The 14590-nt window shown below is 57.6% G+C and carries 19 protein-coding genes, 1 tRNA gene and 2 pseudogenes; 9 read left to right on the forward strand and 13 right to left on the reverse strand.

From position 1 onward, the window contains the following. The 3 genes and pseudogenes from PKC81_RS08245 to PKC81_RS08255 all read left to right on the forward strand — a co-directional run. Window positions 1-324, forward strand: a pseudogene (locus tag PKC81_RS08245) (F0F1 ATP synthase subunit beta); the annotation flags it as partial. Window positions 325-355: 31 nt separating this feature from the next. Next, window positions 356-898 (forward strand): hypothetical protein, encoded by a 543-nt coding sequence (locus tag PKC81_RS08250; RefSeq protein WP_324334961.1) that lies wholly within the window; start codon window positions 356-358, stop codon window positions 896-898. 3 nt (window positions 899-901) lie between these two features. Continuing rightward, complete coding sequence (locus PKC81_RS08255) at window positions 902-1156, forward strand: ATP synthase F1 subunit epsilon (protein WP_324335047.1); 255 nt, start codon at window positions 902-904, stop codon at window positions 1154-1156. Between the two features lie 21 nt (window positions 1157-1177). Here PKC81_RS08255 and PKC81_RS08260 read toward each other — a convergent pair whose 3' ends face one another. Together PKC81_RS08260 and PKC81_RS08265 are read right to left on the reverse strand one after the other, a co-directional pair. Beyond that, window positions 1178-1633, reverse strand: coding sequence for a DUF6265 family protein (locus PKC81_RS08260; RefSeq protein WP_324334963.1), 456 nt, complete (start codon window positions 1631-1633; stop codon window positions 1178-1180). Further along, complete coding sequence (locus tag PKC81_RS08265; protein WP_324334965.1) at window positions 1630-2523, reverse strand: DMT family transporter; 894 nt, start codon at window positions 2521-2523, stop codon at window positions 1630-1632. Before PKC81_RS08265 ends, PKC81_RS08260 begins: the two co-directional genes overlap by 4 nt. 196 nt (window positions 2524-2719) lie before the next feature. Here PKC81_RS08265 and PKC81_RS08270 point away from each other — a divergent pair, with 196 nt between their 5' ends. Beyond that, complete coding sequence (locus PKC81_RS08270; RefSeq protein WP_324334967.1) at window positions 2720-4270, forward strand: CpaF family protein; 1551 nt, start codon at window positions 2720-2722, stop codon at window positions 4268-4270. Window positions 4271-4370: 100 nt separating this feature from the next. Further along, a complete protein-coding gene (locus tag PKC81_RS08275; RefSeq protein WP_324334969.1) occupies window positions 4371-4691 on the forward strand; it encodes a hypothetical protein in 321 nt (106 codons plus the stop codon). A 205-nt stretch (window positions 4692-4896) separates the two neighbouring features. On the opposite strand, the gene PKC81_RS08280 is transcribed toward PKC81_RS08275, so the two are convergent. The 5 genes and pseudogenes from PKC81_RS08280 to PKC81_RS08300 form a co-directional block, all read right to left on the reverse strand. Further along, a tRNA-Arg gene (locus tag PKC81_RS08280) sits at window positions 4897-4973 on the reverse strand. A gap of 34 nt (window positions 4974-5007) precedes the next feature. Beyond that, the gene (locus PKC81_RS08285; RefSeq protein ID WP_324334971.1) at window positions 5008-5490 is read right to left on the reverse strand and encodes a DUF1178 family protein; all 483 of its coding nucleotides are present in this window, start codon (window positions 5488-5490) and stop codon (window positions 5008-5010) included. A gap of 4 nt (window positions 5491-5494) precedes the next feature. After that, window positions 5495-5755, reverse strand: a complete 261-nt coding sequence (gene grxC, locus PKC81_RS08290; RefSeq protein WP_324334973.1) for a glutaredoxin 3 — start codon at window positions 5753-5755, stop codon at window positions 5495-5497. Window positions 5756-5798: 43 nt separating this feature from the next. Beyond that, window positions 5799-6344: a ComF family protein gene (locus PKC81_RS08295; protein ID WP_324335051.1), complete on the reverse strand. Its 546-nt coding sequence runs from the start codon at window positions 6342-6344 to the stop codon at window positions 5799-5801. 9 nt (window positions 6345-6353) lie between these two features. Further along, window positions 6354-6647, reverse strand: a pseudogene (locus tag PKC81_RS08300) (double zinc ribbon domain-containing protein); the annotation flags it as partial. On the opposite strand from PKC81_RS08300, the gene PKC81_RS08305 reads away from it, so the two are divergent. Beyond that, complete coding sequence (locus PKC81_RS08305; RefSeq protein ID WP_324334975.1) at window positions 6595-7431, forward strand: methyltransferase domain-containing protein; 837 nt, start codon at window positions 6595-6597, stop codon at window positions 7429-7431. The pseudogene PKC81_RS08300 and the gene PKC81_RS08305 sit on opposite strands and share 53 nt — an antisense overlap. Here PKC81_RS08305 and PKC81_RS08310 read toward each other — a convergent pair. Then, complete coding sequence (locus PKC81_RS08310) at window positions 7420-7818, reverse strand: NUDIX domain-containing protein (RefSeq protein WP_324335049.1); 399 nt, start codon at window positions 7816-7818, stop codon at window positions 7420-7422. The genes PKC81_RS08305 and PKC81_RS08310 overlap by 12 nt on opposite strands. Before the next feature lie 136 nt (window positions 7819-7954). Here PKC81_RS08310 and PKC81_RS08315 point away from each other — a divergent pair, with 136 nt between their 5' ends. From PKC81_RS08315 to PKC81_RS08325, 3 genes are all read left to right on the forward strand, one after another. Continuing rightward, window positions 7955-8095 (forward strand): Flp family type IVb pilin, encoded by a 141-nt coding sequence (locus tag PKC81_RS08315; RefSeq protein ID WP_324334977.1) that lies wholly within the window; start codon window positions 7955-7957, stop codon window positions 8093-8095. Between the two features lie 102 nt (window positions 8096-8197). After that, entirely contained in the window at window positions 8198-8362 is a 165-nt protein-coding gene (locus PKC81_RS08320; protein ID WP_298597596.1) for a Flp family type IVb pilin, read from the forward strand. Window positions 8363-8535: 173 nt separating this feature from the next. Then, on the forward strand, window positions 8536-8943 hold the full coding sequence (locus PKC81_RS08325; protein WP_324334981.1) for a PilZ domain-containing protein: 408 nt from the start codon (window positions 8536-8538) through the stop codon (window positions 8941-8943). A gap of 4 nt (window positions 8944-8947) precedes the next feature. Here PKC81_RS08325 and pgl read toward each other — a convergent pair whose 3' ends face one another. From pgl to zwf, 5 genes are read right to left on the reverse strand one after another with little or no spacing between them, the layout of a single operon-like run. Continuing rightward, entirely contained in the window at window positions 8948-9655 is a 708-nt protein-coding gene (pgl, locus tag PKC81_RS08330; protein ID WP_324334982.1) for a 6-phosphogluconolactonase, read from the reverse strand. A gap of 17 nt (window positions 9656-9672) precedes the next feature. Further along, on the reverse strand, window positions 9673-10287 hold the full coding sequence (gene eda, locus PKC81_RS08335; RefSeq protein ID WP_324334984.1) for a bifunctional 4-hydroxy-2-oxoglutarate aldolase/2-dehydro-3-deoxy-phosphogluconate aldolase: 615 nt from the start codon (window positions 10285-10287) through the stop codon (window positions 9673-9675). Between the two features lie 9 nt (window positions 10288-10296). Then, window positions 10297-11268 carry a glucokinase gene (glk, locus tag PKC81_RS08340; RefSeq protein WP_324334986.1) on the reverse strand — a complete coding sequence of 324 codons (972 nt, stop codon included), beginning with the start codon at window positions 11266-11268 and terminating at the stop codon, window positions 10297-10299. Then, window positions 11265-13088 carry a phosphogluconate dehydratase gene (gene edd / locus PKC81_RS08345; RefSeq protein WP_324334988.1) on the reverse strand — a complete coding sequence of 608 codons (1824 nt, stop codon included), beginning with the start codon at window positions 13086-13088 and terminating at the stop codon, window positions 11265-11267. Before edd ends, glk begins: the two co-directional genes overlap by 4 nt. Next, window positions 13081-14526, reverse strand: a complete 1446-nt coding sequence (zwf, locus tag PKC81_RS08350) for a glucose-6-phosphate dehydrogenase (protein WP_324334990.1) — start codon at window positions 14524-14526, stop codon at window positions 13081-13083. Before zwf ends, edd begins: the two co-directional genes overlap by 8 nt. Between the last annotated feature and the right edge of the window lie 64 nt (window positions 14527-14590).

Below are 14590 nucleotides of genomic sequence, written 5' to 3' on the forward strand. Positions count from 1 at the left end.
CGCCGCGTTCAGGAAACGCTGCAGAAGTACAAGTCGCTGCAGGACATCATCGCGATCCTCGGCATGGACGAGCTGTCAGAAGACGACAAGCTGGTCGTCAGCCGCGCGCGCAAGATCCAGCGCTTCCTGTCGCAACCGTTCCACGTTGCCGAAGTCTTCACCGGCATCGCCGGCAAGTTCGTGCAGATCGAAGACACGGTGAAGTCGTTCAAGGCTGTTGTCGACGGCGAATATGACCACCTGCCCGAAGCAGCCTTCTACATGGTTGGCGGCATCGACGAAGCCGTCGAAAAGGGCAAGAAACTGGCTGCTGAAGCGGCTTGAGTAACTATAGATGTTGCGACCGCCTAAAACCTTGGTCAAGCTGCTATGTCTGATTTCAGTGTTGGTATTCTCGACACCAGTCTTCGCTGATGCACAATCGGCATCTGCACTGTTTGTAGATACCGTATTTAAGGAGTGCTCTGCAGTGGCGCTCGGTGTTTCCCAGTTAGAGGGAAATGTCGGTCTTCATGCATCCGGTTTCAGACGAGCTACGCCTGATCAGGAGCTGCGCTTGCAACACCCCGTCAAAGGAAAACCAGTTGTCTTTATGGCTGCTGACGGAGACCAAAAATTCACTGCGATGCAGTATCCTAAGAGCAATCAATGTATTGTGACTTCCTTTGGCCCTCACTTGGCAAGTCTCGTGAAAGCAGCAAAAAATGAAATTAGCAGTTCTAACTTTGAGTTTGAGTTCGATCCATTGAGCAGTGGTCCCCAAGGCCCGATTATCGTGGAAGTTTTCAAGTCAAAGACCATAGACAGCGCAAATTTTCGCGTTTCGATCGCAGCATCGCCTCCAGGTGAAAAAGGTATGCCAATAGTCATTGCTACGGTCGGTTTCACCAAGGATTGAATGATGCCACTCCACTTCGAACTCGTCACCCCGGAACGCCTCGTCCGCTCGGAAGAGGTCTATATGGTCACCGTCCCCGGTACAGAGGGCGATTTCGGCGTGCTTGAAGGGCATAGCCCAATGGTCTCGACGCTGCGCGCAGGCGAGGTAGCGATCTACAAGAGCCAGGGTTCCGCGCCCGAAACCATCGCACTTGATGGTGGCGTGGCAGAGGTCAACGAAAACGGCCTGACGATTTTGGCTGAAAAGCTGGGTTAAGCCAATTTTTCAGGAAGCCTTTTAGCTGCCGCCCATTGGGTCAAAGCTAAACTTCACAACCCTGCTGCCATCTAGCAGCGAAATTTCTGCCATCAATGCTTTCGCGTTGCGCCAATAGCGGATGCGTTGTGGATAGTCGTGCTGCGCATTTTCAAAGACAATTTCGCTCGCTGCAGACTTCACCGCAGCGAACCGCACTGGTTTCTGATCGGCCGCAATGGCCCAGAAAGCCAATTGCCCATCGGATTCGCGCATGATGCGCATATGCTCCCAAAAACCGAGCTGATTACCATTACCCGAACGACTGGACCCAATCATGATGCCTCCGCGGGGCGGGGTCCAGAATTCGTCGGCCCATTTTGCGCCGTCGATTTTTTCCCAGGCTCCGGTCATCCAGCCAGGCATGTCCTGAACCGACGGTTCGGCGAAAACTGCCACGGGCGATAAGGCCAAAACAATGCCCAGCATGATCTTCATTTTGTCGCAGCTCCTGACATCCGCCGTTGATTTTGCCACATAATCAAGCCCGCGCAAATGATCAGCAATGAGCCACCCAGCGCAAGCGCATCCGGGAAATGTCTGAACAGCAAGGCATCGATCAAAAGGGCGACCGGCAACTGGATGTAAACCGCCTGCGCTGCGTCTGCAGCGGTTCCCCGAGTTGTTCCTAGATAGATCAACCAATGCGCAGTGCTGGCAGTGATAGCAACAATGGCGCAACGCATGACGACCGACCAATGCGGCCAACCGACGCTCAATTGCTCCACGCCCGATATATTCCCCGCAAAGGCAACTATCAGCAATATCGGCGCGGCAACGGTTGCGAGCGCCCATTGAAGCGCCATGGGAGATCCCGACCCCGCCGCCAACCGGTTCAGGATCATCATTGTCGCGAAGAAAAATGCCGCAACCAATGGCAAGAACGCCACTATGCCCAATTCAGCCAGGTTGGGCCGCAGGACCATCGCAACACCGGTCAATGCGAGGAATGTCGCCGCCCATGCAATCGGGCGCATATGTTCGCGGAGAAAAAGGGCGGATAGCAGCGCAGTAATGATAGGGCTGGCGAACACGATCGCCGTCGCCTCGGCCAGTGGCAGCAGAAAAAGGCTGAAGAAGAACAAGCATGATGATGCCGCAATCGAGATGCCCCGACCCAGCTGGATCAGGGGCTTACCTACCCGGAGAGCCGCCCTGCCCTGCGAAGCCACAACAAAGCTGGCCAGCAGCGGAACGGCGATGGAAAAGCGCAGGGCTGCTATCGCAGTGGCTGGCCATAATCCAGCCATCGACTTGATGATGGCGTCGCCACAAGTCAGCAGGGCAAAGCCCGCAAGTGCGAGTGTGAATCCGGAAGAATGACGCATCTGATACCCTGAAACCGCTGCTTGAAACGGCAAAATTAAATGCCGCAATTGGCTAGGCCTTAGCGGTCGGTAGCTTTCCTTCAAGCAGCAAGTTCAGTCGTCTTCGCATGGCCAGTTGGCTGTCATTACCCATTTATTCACCATTTCACGATAGCAACGCGGTCAACACAGACTTGCAACAGCATATGGGGTTCCAGTGAGCGCATTTGGCAAACGACCGGGATTGAACAACAGTCGACCTGCGTTCGGCGTCGCCCGCCCCATGTCCGGCGGTTCAGGCGCTGCATCGAACAACCCTCCCGCTGCGCCTGCAGCCTATCGTCCGGACCAGGGCGCGCCGCAGGTACCGTCTGCGGGCGGCGAGCAATTCCCACCTATCGACGCGCTCGACATGAATGTCGCGTCGACGCCGATGAGCGACGCAATGTCGCGCTTGGCCGAACGTGCGGCGGGCACGAACGAACCTGCCGCCGGCGGCGAAGGTTTTGAGGCATCGGTGCACAAGATCAAGGAGCAGGTGCTTCCGCGCTTGCTCGAACGCGTTGATCCCGAAGCGGCGGCGACGCTGAACAAGGAGGAATTGACCGAGGAATTTCGGCCAATCATTCTGGAGGTTCTCGCCGAACTCAAACTGACGCTGAACCGTCGCGAGCAATTTGCCCTCGAAAAGGTTCTGGTCGACGAACTGCTCGGCTTCGGTCCGCTCGAAGAATTGCTGAACGATCCCGACATTTCGGACATCATGGTCAACGGCCCGTTCCAGACCTATGTGGAAAAAAAGGGTAAGCTGCAACTTGCCGGTATCCAGTTCCGCGATGAAGAACATCTGTTCCAGATTGCCCAGCGAATCGTGAACCAGGTTGGCCGCCGCGTTGACCAGACCACGCCGCTTGCAGACGCCCGTTTGAAGGACGGCAGCCGTGTTAACGTCATCGTACCGCCATTGTCGCTGCGTGGTACCGCGATCTCGATTCGTAAATTCTCGGAAAAGCCGATCACCATCGACATGCTCAAAGGCTTCGGCTCGATGAGCGAGCATATGGCAACGGTTCTGAAAATTGCTGGTGCCTGCCGCATGAACATCGTCATCTCCGGCGGTACGGGTTCGGGAAAAACGACCATGCTCAATGCCCTGTCGAAAATGATCGATCCAGGCGAGCGCGTGTTGACGATCGAAGACGCGGCCGAACTTCGCTTGCAGCAGCCTCACTGGCTGCCGCTTGAAACTCGCCCGCCAAACCTTGAGGGCGATGGTGCGATCACCATTGGTGATCTTGTGAAGAACGCCCTGCGTATGCGCCCTGACCGCATCATCCTCGGCGAAATTCGTGGGGCGGAATGTTTCGATCTTCTCGCCGCGATGAACACGGGTCACGATGGCTCAATGTGTACGCTCCACTCGAACAGTCCGCGCGAATGCCTTGGTCGTATGGAAAATATGATTTTGATGGGTGACATCAAAATCCCGAAGGAAGCAATCTCGAAGCAGATCGCCGACTCGGTCGACCTGATTGTGCAGGTGAAGCGCCTACGCGATGGTTCACGTCGCACGACCCAGATCACCGAAGTTATCGGGATGGAAGGCGATGTCATCGTGACGCAGGATCTGTTCAAATTCGAGTATCGCGATGAGGACGCCGATGGAAAAATCATCGGTGAATTCGTTTCGGGCAGTGTCCGGCCTTATACGCTGGAAAAGGCCCGTCAGTTCGGGTTCGACCAACCCTATCTGGAAGCCTGCCTGTAACATAAAGCAAATTGGCGATGCCGCGCGAATTCTGCTTGCATCGCCAAAGCATGCTGCATTAGCTTGTCCCTTCCGGAATTCATCCGGGGAGGAAAGTTGCATGAAAAAATTCACCAAAGTAGCGGTCGCTGCGATTTTGCTTGCCCCGCTCGCTGCCTGCGGCACCCAGGAAGCTGAACAGGCTGCGGAAGAAACCGGCGAAGCTGTAGAAGCAACCGGTGAAGCTGTTGATGCGGCTGCTGAAGAAGCAGTTGATGCCGCCGAAGGCGCAGCCGATGCCGCTGGTGACGCTGCTGCCAAGGCAGGCGAAGAAATGAAGGATGCTGCCGGGGACGCCGCTGCAGCAGCCGGTAATGCCGCCGAAAAGGCAGGCGATGCTGCCAAGGCTGCCGGCGATGCCGCCAAGGAAGCTACGAAGTAAGCTTTCAAAATTTCCCAGAGAGCCCGCCCGGCACCGCCGTGGCGGGCTTTCTTTTTATGCAGCGTCTGCAGGCTGGTGCACCCGACAGGATTGTCCTGCGCTCGCGCTCCGGACGTCTCCGCCGCTTGTGCGGCTCCGACTCCGATAGCTCCGGCTCCAAGGTCGAGTATACCAACCTTCCGACGCCAAAATGGCGTCTGCAGGCTGGTGCACCCGACAGGATTCGAACCTGTGGCCCCCAGATTAGGAATCTGATGCTCTATCCTGCTGAGCTACGGGTGCGCCGCCTTCGCCTTAGCCGCGCCCGTTTGAAGCGTCAATTTTTGGCTTCGGGCGGGACGAAGGGCAACGGTAAGGGGGCGACCGATATACCCTCGTCATGCAGCTCGCGGGCGTCATCAATAGTCGCGTTTCCATGTATGATGCGATCTGGTGCGTCGCCATAATGGATTGCCCGTGCCTCATCGGCAAAACGATCCCCGACCCAATCCGATTTTTCCAGCATTCTGGCCTGCATTTCGGCGACTTTACCGATCATTTCGACCATTTCTGGAGGCATTTCGGGCATATTGGCAAGCGCAACAGCCTCAGCCCCGTCGTCGCTTTTCCGGACGCTAGGCTGTTGATTACCCTTGCGGCCAACATTGGGCGCCATAACCGCCTTGCCTACTTCCGCATCGCCGCACACGGGGCATGCCAAAAGCCCTTTCGACTTTTGGTCGTCAAAGTCGGACGAAGAACCGAACCAGCCTTCAAAACGATGTTCGCCTGCCTTGCAAACGAGATCATAGGCAATCATGCCGTCAATGCCCCGCCAGCATAGGGTCAAGTTTGCCGGATGCGTCGAGCGCCATCAGATCATCACAGCCTCCGACATGATGGCCGTCGATGAAGATTTGCGGAACCGTTGTCCGTCCGTTCGAACGGGCAAGCATATCTTCGCGCGCCGGACCGCCACTGGCATCGCGTTCAATATAAGCGACCCCTTTGGCATCAAGCAGCGCCTTCGCCCGATAACAAAACGGGCAGGCAAATTTCGTGAAGATTTCAACATGAGCGCTCATGAATTTTATGTGGGTGGGCCCGGGCTGCTAGTCAAGTAGGCGTTTAGGCCGAACCACCGGTTTCCAACGCCTCGGGCAGCACCCTGGCCCAGCAGAAAATCGTAACGCTTGCGGCGCCGGACTTCAGCAGCGTAGCGACACAAGCGTCCGTGGTGGCACCGCTCGTATAGACATCGTCGACCAGTATCACCGGCTTTCCGGCAATCTTCGCTTTTTGCCGCTCGTGCATGGCAAAGGCACCTTTGACCATCGCCGCTCGTTCACGTGCGGACAATCCGCCAAGCGCCTGCGTACGCCGCGTTCGCCGTAACGCATCGGGGCAGTGTTCGAGGCTGGATAAGCGCGACAATTCCTGGGCAATCAGCGCGGACTGGTTATAGCGTCGTCGCCAGAGGCGTGTCCAATGCAAGGGCACTGGCACCAATATCGCGTCATCGGGCAGATCTGCGGTATAGCGGCGCAACTGGCCCGCAATCAGCCGCGCAAGACCTATCTTACCGCCATGTTTCAGCTTCAGCGCGATCTCGCGCGAAATATCGCCATAGGCCACAGCCGCCTTGATGCCCGAATGACGCGGCATTTGCGCCATACACGCGGCGCATTGCACCGCTTCTTCTCCGGCAAATGGCAGGGGCAAATCACATGTTGCGCAGGCGGGTTGGGATAGGAAGTTGAGCTGTTGCCAGCATTGCAGGCAAAATTGGTGCGCATCGGTCGTTAAGATGCCGCATGCTGGGCAACGCGGCGGCAGAGCGAAATCGACAATCGTCTTCAGAGGAAGCGTCAAAGCCTGCATATCCCACTTGTCGGCTATAATTGCGCAGGGCACAAGGCGTGAGATGAGCCCTGCCACACCTCCGGAAATTTTTGACCGCCGCCGCCGCCTCGCCATGCGTCAACGTGGCGCACATCGAAAGGGAGCCGGACATTTTCTTTGGGAGGTTCTGGCCGATGACTTGAACGATCGGCTCAACTGCACCACGCGTCAGTTCGAAAGGGCGCTGATATTGGGTCCACTTGCCGAGCAATCTGGGTCCATTTTGAGCGGAAAGGCCGTCGAATCGGTCTCGCTGCCTTTTACCGAGGAAGATCGGCTCGGGGTTGATCCAGGCAGTTTCGACCTCATAATATCGGCAGGCACGCTCGACAGCATCAACGACCTGCCCGGCGCAATGGTCCAAATACGCAGGGCATTACGACCGGACGGTTTGTTTCTCGGCGTGCTGTTCGGGGCAGGTACACTCGCAAGTCTGAAAAGAGCGATGATGCTGGCCGACGGCAACCGGGCCACTGCCCATGTTCACCCGCAGATCGAGCTGCGCACTGCGGCCGACCTGCTCGCGCGCGCCGGCTTTACCATGCAGGTTGCGGATAAGCTTGAAACCGAAGTGTTTTATCGTGATTGGCGAACTTTGATTGCCGACCTTCGCGACGCCGGGATCGGTAACAGCCTTGCAGGTCCGAGACCTTTTCTGGGGCGGGCTTATGCAGAGCGACTGGATGCGGCGTGGTCTTCGTTGCAGAATGCTGACGGAAAGGTTCCAGAACGTTTCGAGTTTCTGCACCTCAGCGGCTGGGCTCCCTCGCCGGATCAACCCAAGCCTGCAGCCCGCGGCAGTGGCCAGGTCTCGCTCGCAGCAATCTTTGACAAATCGGATAAGAATTTACGGCCTTAAAATCCGCTGTAACAGCCCGAGCAAGGGTATATCCGCCGGCGGCATTTCCAAATCCTCCATCTGGGATAGAGTGAACCAGCCCAATTCCTGCCCTTCAACAGATCGGGGAAGTTTTTCCCAAATGCGGCAAGTGTAGAGCAATAGCAGCAGATCCTTGCTTCCGATCGCGGCACTCGCAAAGCAGGCAGGCAGCAAATTTTGCGGTTCAACATGAATGTCGAGCTCCTCCGCCAGCTCTCTGGCCAGCGCCGCCTCCGCCTGCTCGCCCTCTTCCAGCTTGCCGCCCGGAAATTCCCAAAGACCAGCCATATCGCGGCCTTCCGGCCGTTTTTGCAGCAGAATTCGCCCATCAGGACGGAGCAAAGCGACAGCAACCACAATCAACATTGTCGGATTTTTTTTCAACTTCTCTTCCGTTGGAAAGTTTTTGTTAACGCCTCTGTGGAAAAACGCGAGCGTCGTAACCATGACATGACAGGACCAAATCATGTTGAAGCTATTTCGAGGCATCGCAAGTTGCCAAATGGGCGCGACGGCAGTGGAATATGGACTGATACTGTCATTGCTGGTGATAGCCATCATGGCTTCGCTCAGCAATGTCGCAGACTCCACTACCAATATGTGGAATGGCGTTTCGAACGACATTACCGACGCCAGCGATTAATCGCCAGGTTAACGATTTGGTAGGAGAGTCTGTTTTATCAGTTCAGTGACAGTTGGAATTTTATCTGGCTGCCAGGGTGAATAGTTGAACAGGAGACCTGAGATGAAAATGATCAAAAAACTTTTCAAGAATGAAGAAGGCGCAACCGCCATCGAATACGGCCTGATTGCCGCTCTGATCGCTGTCGCTGCAATTGCTGCGATGTCGAGCCTCGGCGACAACCTGTCGAACACCTTCAACGACGTGAACAACGAACTCGACGGCTAATCCGTCAGGTTCGCCTGATCCGACCGGATCAGACGTCTGAAGAAAACGGGGCGGGAACCATTTGGTTTCCGCCCTTTTTCGTTCAATTTCCGAACGATGCATTAACCAATTGGCGACCAATTGTTGATAGCGAGAGTTTTACTGTCACCAAATATAGCACCCGAAAAGGCGCCATGAACAAACCGGTTGATCCCATGGAAACTGAAAACGCCACTGACAAGTCGCGGACACAAGACCGTAATAGCTTGTTTATGAAGGCAGTTTTGCGTTTCCCGTCGAGCGGAACACAGGGCGAGGTGCGCGTGAGGAATGTGTCTTCGGGTGGCTTGATGGCAGAGGCGCCGGTGCAGGCGATTCGCGGCGAGGCCGTAGAAGTTAATCTGAAGAATTTGGGTTGGGTGACCGGGAAAGTCGCGTGGGTCGCCGAATCACGCTGCGGCATAGCTTTCGATTATCCGATCGACCCGAAAGCGGCGCGGCAGCAAATCGGCGGCAACAGCAACGACGACAACATCCCGCATTATCTGCGAAAGTTGAACAATCAGGCGCTCGCGCCCAAGGCCCCTCTGCGCAGAATTTGACGCCTCAACCGTTTAGGCAATATATATCGACTGGCACAGTCAGTGCGTCGATTAAACGCCCGACCGGATAAGCTGATTTCTTGCCATCTTCTATCGCCTGCTCCAGCACCTGCTGCTTTTCAGCACCATTGATGACCAACATCGTTGTGCGCGCCTCAACAATCGCTGGAACCGTCAGCGTGACGCGATCAACAGGTGCCTCGGGAGGTAACGGATCGGGACGCACGCCTATAGCACGAACGCCCTTGGCCGGGTTCATCGCCTCTTCAAAATCGGGGCCCGGGAAAATTGATGCGGTATGCCCGTCTCCGCCCATGCCGAGCCAGACCAGATCTGGCGGCCAATGCAGGTCAGACAGGCGCGCATTGGCAGCACCGCCGGCAAGTTTGTAGTCGGCGGCTTCGCTGTTCAGCGGCAATACACGCGCGCCCTTGGGCAAGAAAATCTTTGCCAGCATCGCGACATTCGAAAGTGGATCGCTGACCGGCACCAGTCGTTCGTCGGTCGGGATGATCGTTACACCCTTCCAGCGCAGCGGCGCTTCGGCAAGCTTTTCGAGAATGGGCTTGGGCGTATTGCCGCCGGGAAAGGCAACCAGCGCCTGCCCGCGCGCATCAAGTGCGCTTTCGATGATGAAGGTTACGTCGCCAACGACACCGTCGATGAATTCTTCTGCCGAATCAAATTCCCACCACTCGATTTCTTCGGCCATGTACCTTTTCCTTTGGCTTAGCGCGCCAGCGCAGCGGCTGCGCGCGCCGCAGCCTCTATCGCTGCGACATCGGGGGCTCCTTTAGCAACAAGCCAGCTGCCGCCAACACATAAAATCTCTGGAACCGCGAGCCAGTCGGCCGCAGTGTCTTGCCGGATGCCGCCTGTGGGGCAGAATTTGCACTGCCCGAACGGCCCGATCAGCGATTTGAGCGCAGGCAGGCCGCCATTCGCTTCGGCAGGGAAGAATTTGAAATGCGTCAGGCCAAGGTCGAAGCCGCGCATAATATCGCCTGCATTGGCGACGCCGGGAAGGAATGGAATGCCCTTCGCGACGGCGGCAGCACCCAGCTTTTCTGTAAGGCCTGGGGAAACGATGAATTCGCTTCCCGCTGCAATGGCGCTTTCGAGCCCTGCGACGTCAACAACAGTACCGGCGCCGACAATAGCACCGGGAACTTTCTTCATCTCACGGATAGCGTCAAGACCCGCTTCGGTTCGTAGCGTCACTTCAAGGACGCGCAGGCCACCCGCCACCAACGCCTCGGCAATCGGCTTGGCATGGGCCACATCCTCGATCACCAATACAGGGATCACCGGCGCGGTGCGCATGATGGCTTCGATAGGTTTCATTGGGTGTCCTTATCCATGCTGGCGGGCAAAGGCCGCCGCTGCCCCGAACAGGCCGGGCTGGGGATGGGTGATCAATTTGACCGGCAGGCCTGCCATCAATCCTTCGAAGCGTCCCTTTGCGCGAAAACGCTCTGCAAAGCCCGAACGCAGCAATGTGTCCTTGATACGCAGGCCAAGCCCACCTGCAATCACAACCCCAGCAAAGCCGCCCTGCGCCAACGCTATATCACCAGCAACGCTGCCCAGCGAGAGGCAGAAGCGATCGACGGCGGCCGCCGCAAGGCTGTCTTCGCCCGACGTGCCGAGCGTCCACAATTCCTTGTCGTCGAGTTGCTGGATCGCCCTGCCTTCGATACTCGCCAGCGTCTCATAGATTTCGACAAGGCCGGGGCCCGACACCACCCGCTCAACCGAAACGCGGCGGTAGCGTTTGCGGAGCTTTGCGAGGATGGCATCTTCGATGCTGTCGAGCGGAGCGAAATCGATATGCCCGCCTTCGGTCGCCTGCACATGATAGGCAATGCCTGTACGCAATACATGCGCGACGCCGAGTCCGGTTCCGGGGCCGATGATCGACAAAGTCCCAGTAGCGCCCAAAGGCTGGTCGGGGCCGCAAAGATGCACGAAGTGACCGGCATCGGCCTGTGCCACGGCGTGGCCGACCGCCTCGAAATCATTGACCAGTGTATAGGCGTCAACCTTAAGCTTTTCCTTGATCAGCGCGGGGCGGATGATCCACGGATTGTTGGTGAATTTGATCACCTCGGCGTTGATCGGGCCAGCGATTGCGATGGCAACAGCCTGCGGGATCGGTTCGTCGATCATCTCGTCAAACGCTTCCCACGCCGTCTGGAACGACGCATGTTCGGCGGTTTTCATGGTGACGGGCTCACCGAGCGAGACCACCCTGCCCTCTGCTACCTCGGCGAGCGCGAAGCGGGCATGCGTGCCGCCAATGTCGACGGTGACCAACCGGGTCATAGTCCCGCCTCCGCCAGCATCGCCGATCCGCCCTTTTCGGCCTCATCGGCAAAATGGCGCATAATGGCAAAAAGTTCGCGGCCCACGCCCGGTTCGGCAGGTGGCTGCTTGGCGGGTTCGCGGGCCTCCCATTCGTCTTTGTCGACCAACGCCTCAAGGCTGCCCCGATTGGCACAAAGGCGGACGACATCGCCATCGCGCAGTTTTGCCAGCGGACCGCCCTTCGATGCCTCGGGGCTGATATGGATCGCGGCAGGCACCTTGCCCGATGCGCCCGACATGCGACCATCGGTAACAAGCGCGACCTTGAAACCCTTGTCTTGCAGCACGCCGAGTGCGGGTGTCAGCTTGTGCAGCTCGGGCATGCCATTGGCCGCCGGCCCCTGGAAGCGAACGACAACGACGACATCGCGATCGAGCTCGCCAGCCTTGAATGCGGTAAGGACTTCATTCTGGTCACTGAATACCCGCGCCGGTGCCTCAATCGTCCAGCGCGCTTCATCGACCGCGCTGGTCTTGAAAGTGCCGCGCCCGAGATTGCCTTTCACAAGACGCATGCCGCCATCGGCCCGGAATGGATCGGACACACCGCGCAAGATGCTGTCGTCACCGGACTGCGCGGGTGCCGCATCCCAGACCAGCGTTTCTCCATCCATGCGCGGTTCCTGCGCACCTGCCGACAACCCGTCACCATAGACGGTCATGATGTCATCATGCGCAAGACCGGCCTCGACCAGTTCGCGGATCACAAAGGGCATGCCGCCAGCGGCCGCGAAATAGTTCACATCGCCCGCGCCATTGGGATAAACGCGCGCAATCAAAGGTACGACCGACGACAGCTCGTCCATATCCTGCCAGTCGACAATTATGCCAGCCGCCCGCGCTATCGCGGGGAGATGCAGCACATGGTTGGTCGATCCGCCGGTTGCCAGCAGTCCAACGATGGCGTTGACGATCGCTTTCTCGTCGACGCATTGACCGAATGGACGATAGTCATCGCCTTCCCACCCAATCTCGGTAATTCGGTGTGTGGCCGCACGGGTCAGTTCCTGCCGCAGCTTGGTGCCGGGATTGCAGAAGCTGGAGCCGGGCATGTGGAGCCCCATCATCTCCATCATCATCTGGTTCGAATTGGCGGTGCCATAAAAGGTGCAGGTGCCCGCGCCATGATAGGATGCGGCTTCGGCTTCGAGCAGTTCTTCACGCCCGACCTTGCCTTCCGCAAACAACTGACGAACGCGCTGTTTTTCCTTGTTGGCAAGGCCAGACGGCATCGGTCCTGCTGGAATCAGGATCATCGGCAGATGGCCGAAACGTAGCGCACCGATCAGCAGGCCGGGGACAATCTTGTCGCACAGCCCCAGCAACAGCGCGCCTTCGAACATCCCGTGGCTGAGACCGATGGCTGCACCCATGGCGATATTGTCACGGCTGAACAGCGACAATTCCATCGACAGTTGGCCCTGCGTCACCCCGTCGCACATCGCCGGAACGCCGCCTGCGACTTGTGCAGTCGCGCCCTTTTCGCGCGCCCACAATTTGATCTGTTCGGGGTAGCGACCATAGGGCTGATGCGCCGACAACATGTCATTATAGGCGGTGATGATGCCGATATTCATCGTCTTGCCGCCACGGATCGCGGCTTTGTCATCACCGCTAGCCGCGAAACCATGCGCCAGATTCCCGCACGACAATGTCGGCCGGTTCACGCCTGCGTCGCGCGCACGGGCGATGAGGTCGAGATAAGCGGTGCGCCCCGGTTTCGACCTTTCGATGATGCGGTTGGTAACGGCTTCGACGACCGGATGGAGCTTATTCATGCCAGCTCACTCCATCGCGCTCGACTAGCGCAATTGCTGCATTAGGGCCCCATCCTCCTGCGCCGTAATTTTTGGGCTTGAGGCCAGTATCGGCCCAAAGCTTCCGAATAGCATCGACCCAGGTCCATTGCGCCTCCACCTCGTCGCGACGCACAAAGAGCGTCTGGTCGCCCTCGATCAGGTCAAGCAGAAGCCGTTCATAAGCAATGCGGCGGCGCGATCCGGCAAAGGCGGTGGTCAATGACAGGTCGAGCGGCACTTCGCGCAGCGTTACTCCGCCACGATCAAGCCCCGGCTCCTTCGCCATCACCAGCAGGCGGACATATTCTTCGGGCTGCAAGCGGATGATCAGCGCGTTCGCCTCCAGCCGACCACCGCGATCCTTGAAGATATTATGCGGCACCGGCTTGAACTGGATCACGATCTCGCTGCGCCGTTCGGCGAGGCGTTTGCCGGTGCGCAGATAGAATGGCACACCCTGCCAGCGCCAATTGTCAACATAGGCCTTGATCGCGACAAAGGTTTCGGTGTCCGAAGGCTTGCCCAGGTCGCTGTCATAACTGGTCACAGGCGCGCCCTTGACGGCACCGTCACCATATTGGCCTGTGACGACATCGCCTTCCTGAACCGCACGCAAGGCGCGCAGCACTTTGACTTTTTCGTCACGAATTGCGGTTGAGTCGAGATTTGCAGGTGGCTCCATCGCGGTCAGCGCCACCAGTTGCAGCATATGGTTTTGCACCATGTCGCGCAGCGCACCGGTATCGTCGTAAAAGCCAGCACGCCCTTCAAGCCCTACCGTCTCACTGACGGTGATCTGCACATGCTCAATAGCATTGGCATTCCACAACGGCTCGAACAGCATGTTGCCAAAGCGCAGCGCCATCAGGTTCTGTACGGTTTCCTTGCCGAGATAATGGTCGATGCGGAAGGTGCGGCTTTCGGGGAATACCGCGTTGACGGCATCGTTGATCGAACGACTTGAGGCGAGATCGTTTCCAAGCGGTTTTTCAAGGCCGATACGCACATTGTCCCCGGCCAGTCCCGCCGCATGCAGCCCTTTGATGGTGGGTTCAAACAAGAAGGGCGCAGTAGACAGGAAGATCGAAAGTCCACCCGAAATGTCATCAATCTTTTCGGCGAGGGCAGCAAAGCCCTCAGGCTTGGACGCGTCGAGCGCCTGATAATGCAGCCGCGTGAGGAAGGCGTCGATCTTGCCCTCATCCTTGCGATCATCTGGCAAGAATTCGCACAAAGCTTCTCTGGCGAAGGCGCGGAAACTTTCGTCATCATGCTCGCTGCGGGCAGTACCGAAGATTCGCAAATTCGGCGCAATTAATTCGTCCGAATGCAGTGCATATAGCGAAGGCAGCAGCATCCGCCGCGACAGATCGCCAGTCGCGCCGAACAGCAAAAGGGTTTCGCTATGCTGGCTCATAAATGTCCTTCTCCCAGCCGCATGGTCGCGCGCCTTCGACAACCATATAGCAGCGATGTCAAAT

The sequence above is a fragment of the Sphingorhabdus sp. genome, from assembly GCF_035329025.1.
In the GTDB taxonomy this organism is placed as follows: Bacteria; Pseudomonadota; Alphaproteobacteria; order Sphingomonadales; family Sphingomonadaceae; genus Sphingorhabdus_B.

What these genes read in the sequence shown, in the direction of transcription:
- PKC81_RS08255 (WP_324335047.1), top strand. Translation starts at nt 902, where the DNA reads ATGCCACTCCACTTCGAACTCGTCACCCCGGAACGCCTCGTCCGCTCG.
- PKC81_RS08260 (WP_324334963.1), bottom strand. Translation starts at nt 1,633, where the DNA reads ATGAAGATCATGCTGGGCATTGTTTTGGCCTTATCGCCCGTGGCAGTT.
- PKC81_RS08265 (WP_324334965.1), bottom strand. Translation starts at nt 2,523, where the DNA reads ATGCGTCATTCTTCCGGATTCACACTCGCACTTGCGGGCTTTGCCCTG.
- PKC81_RS08275 (WP_324334969.1), top strand. Translation starts at nt 4,371, where the DNA reads ATGAAAAAATTCACCAAAGTAGCGGTCGCTGCGATTTTGCTTGCCCCG.
- PKC81_RS08285 (WP_324334971.1), bottom strand. Translation starts at nt 5,490, where the DNA reads ATGATTGCCTATGATCTCGTTTGCAAGGCAGGCGAACATCGTTTTGAA.
- grxC (WP_324334973.1), bottom strand. Translation starts at nt 5,755, where the DNA reads ATGAGCGCTCATGTTGAAATCTTCACGAAATTTGCCTGCCCGTTTTGT.
- PKC81_RS08295 (WP_324335051.1), bottom strand. Translation starts at nt 6,344, where the DNA reads ATGGCGCAAATGCCGCGTCATTCGGGCATCAAGGCGGCTGTGGCCTAT.
- PKC81_RS08305 (WP_324334975.1), top strand. Translation starts at nt 6,595, where the DNA reads ATGAGCCCTGCCACACCTCCGGAAATTTTTGACCGCCGCCGCCGCCTC.
- PKC81_RS08310 (WP_324335049.1), bottom strand. Translation starts at nt 7,818, where the DNA reads ATGTTGATTGTGGTTGCTGTCGCTTTGCTCCGTCCTGATGGGCGAATT.
- PKC81_RS08315 (WP_324334977.1), top strand. Translation starts at nt 7,955, where the DNA reads ATGGGCGCGACGGCAGTGGAATATGGACTGATACTGTCATTGCTGGTG.
- PKC81_RS08320 (WP_298597596.1), top strand. Translation starts at nt 8,198, where the DNA reads ATGAAAATGATCAAAAAACTTTTCAAGAATGAAGAAGGCGCAACCGCC.
- PKC81_RS08325 (WP_324334981.1), top strand. Translation starts at nt 8,536, where the DNA reads ATGAACAAACCGGTTGATCCCATGGAAACTGAAAACGCCACTGACAAG.
- pgl (WP_324334982.1), bottom strand. Translation starts at nt 9,655, where the DNA reads ATGGCCGAAGAAATCGAGTGGTGGGAATTTGATTCGGCAGAAGAATTC.
- eda (WP_324334984.1), bottom strand. Translation starts at nt 10,287, where the DNA reads ATGAAACCTATCGAAGCCATCATGCGCACCGCGCCGGTGATCCCTGTA.
- glk (WP_324334986.1), bottom strand. Translation starts at nt 11,268, where the DNA reads ATGACCCGGTTGGTCACCGTCGACATTGGCGGCACGCATGCCCGCTTC.
- edd (WP_324334988.1), bottom strand. Translation starts at nt 13,088, where the DNA reads ATGAATAAGCTCCATCCGGTCGTCGAAGCCGTTACCAACCGCATCATC.
- zwf (WP_324334990.1), bottom strand. Translation starts at nt 14,526, where the DNA reads ATGAGCCAGCATAGCGAAACCCTTTTGCTGTTCGGCGCGACTGGCGAT.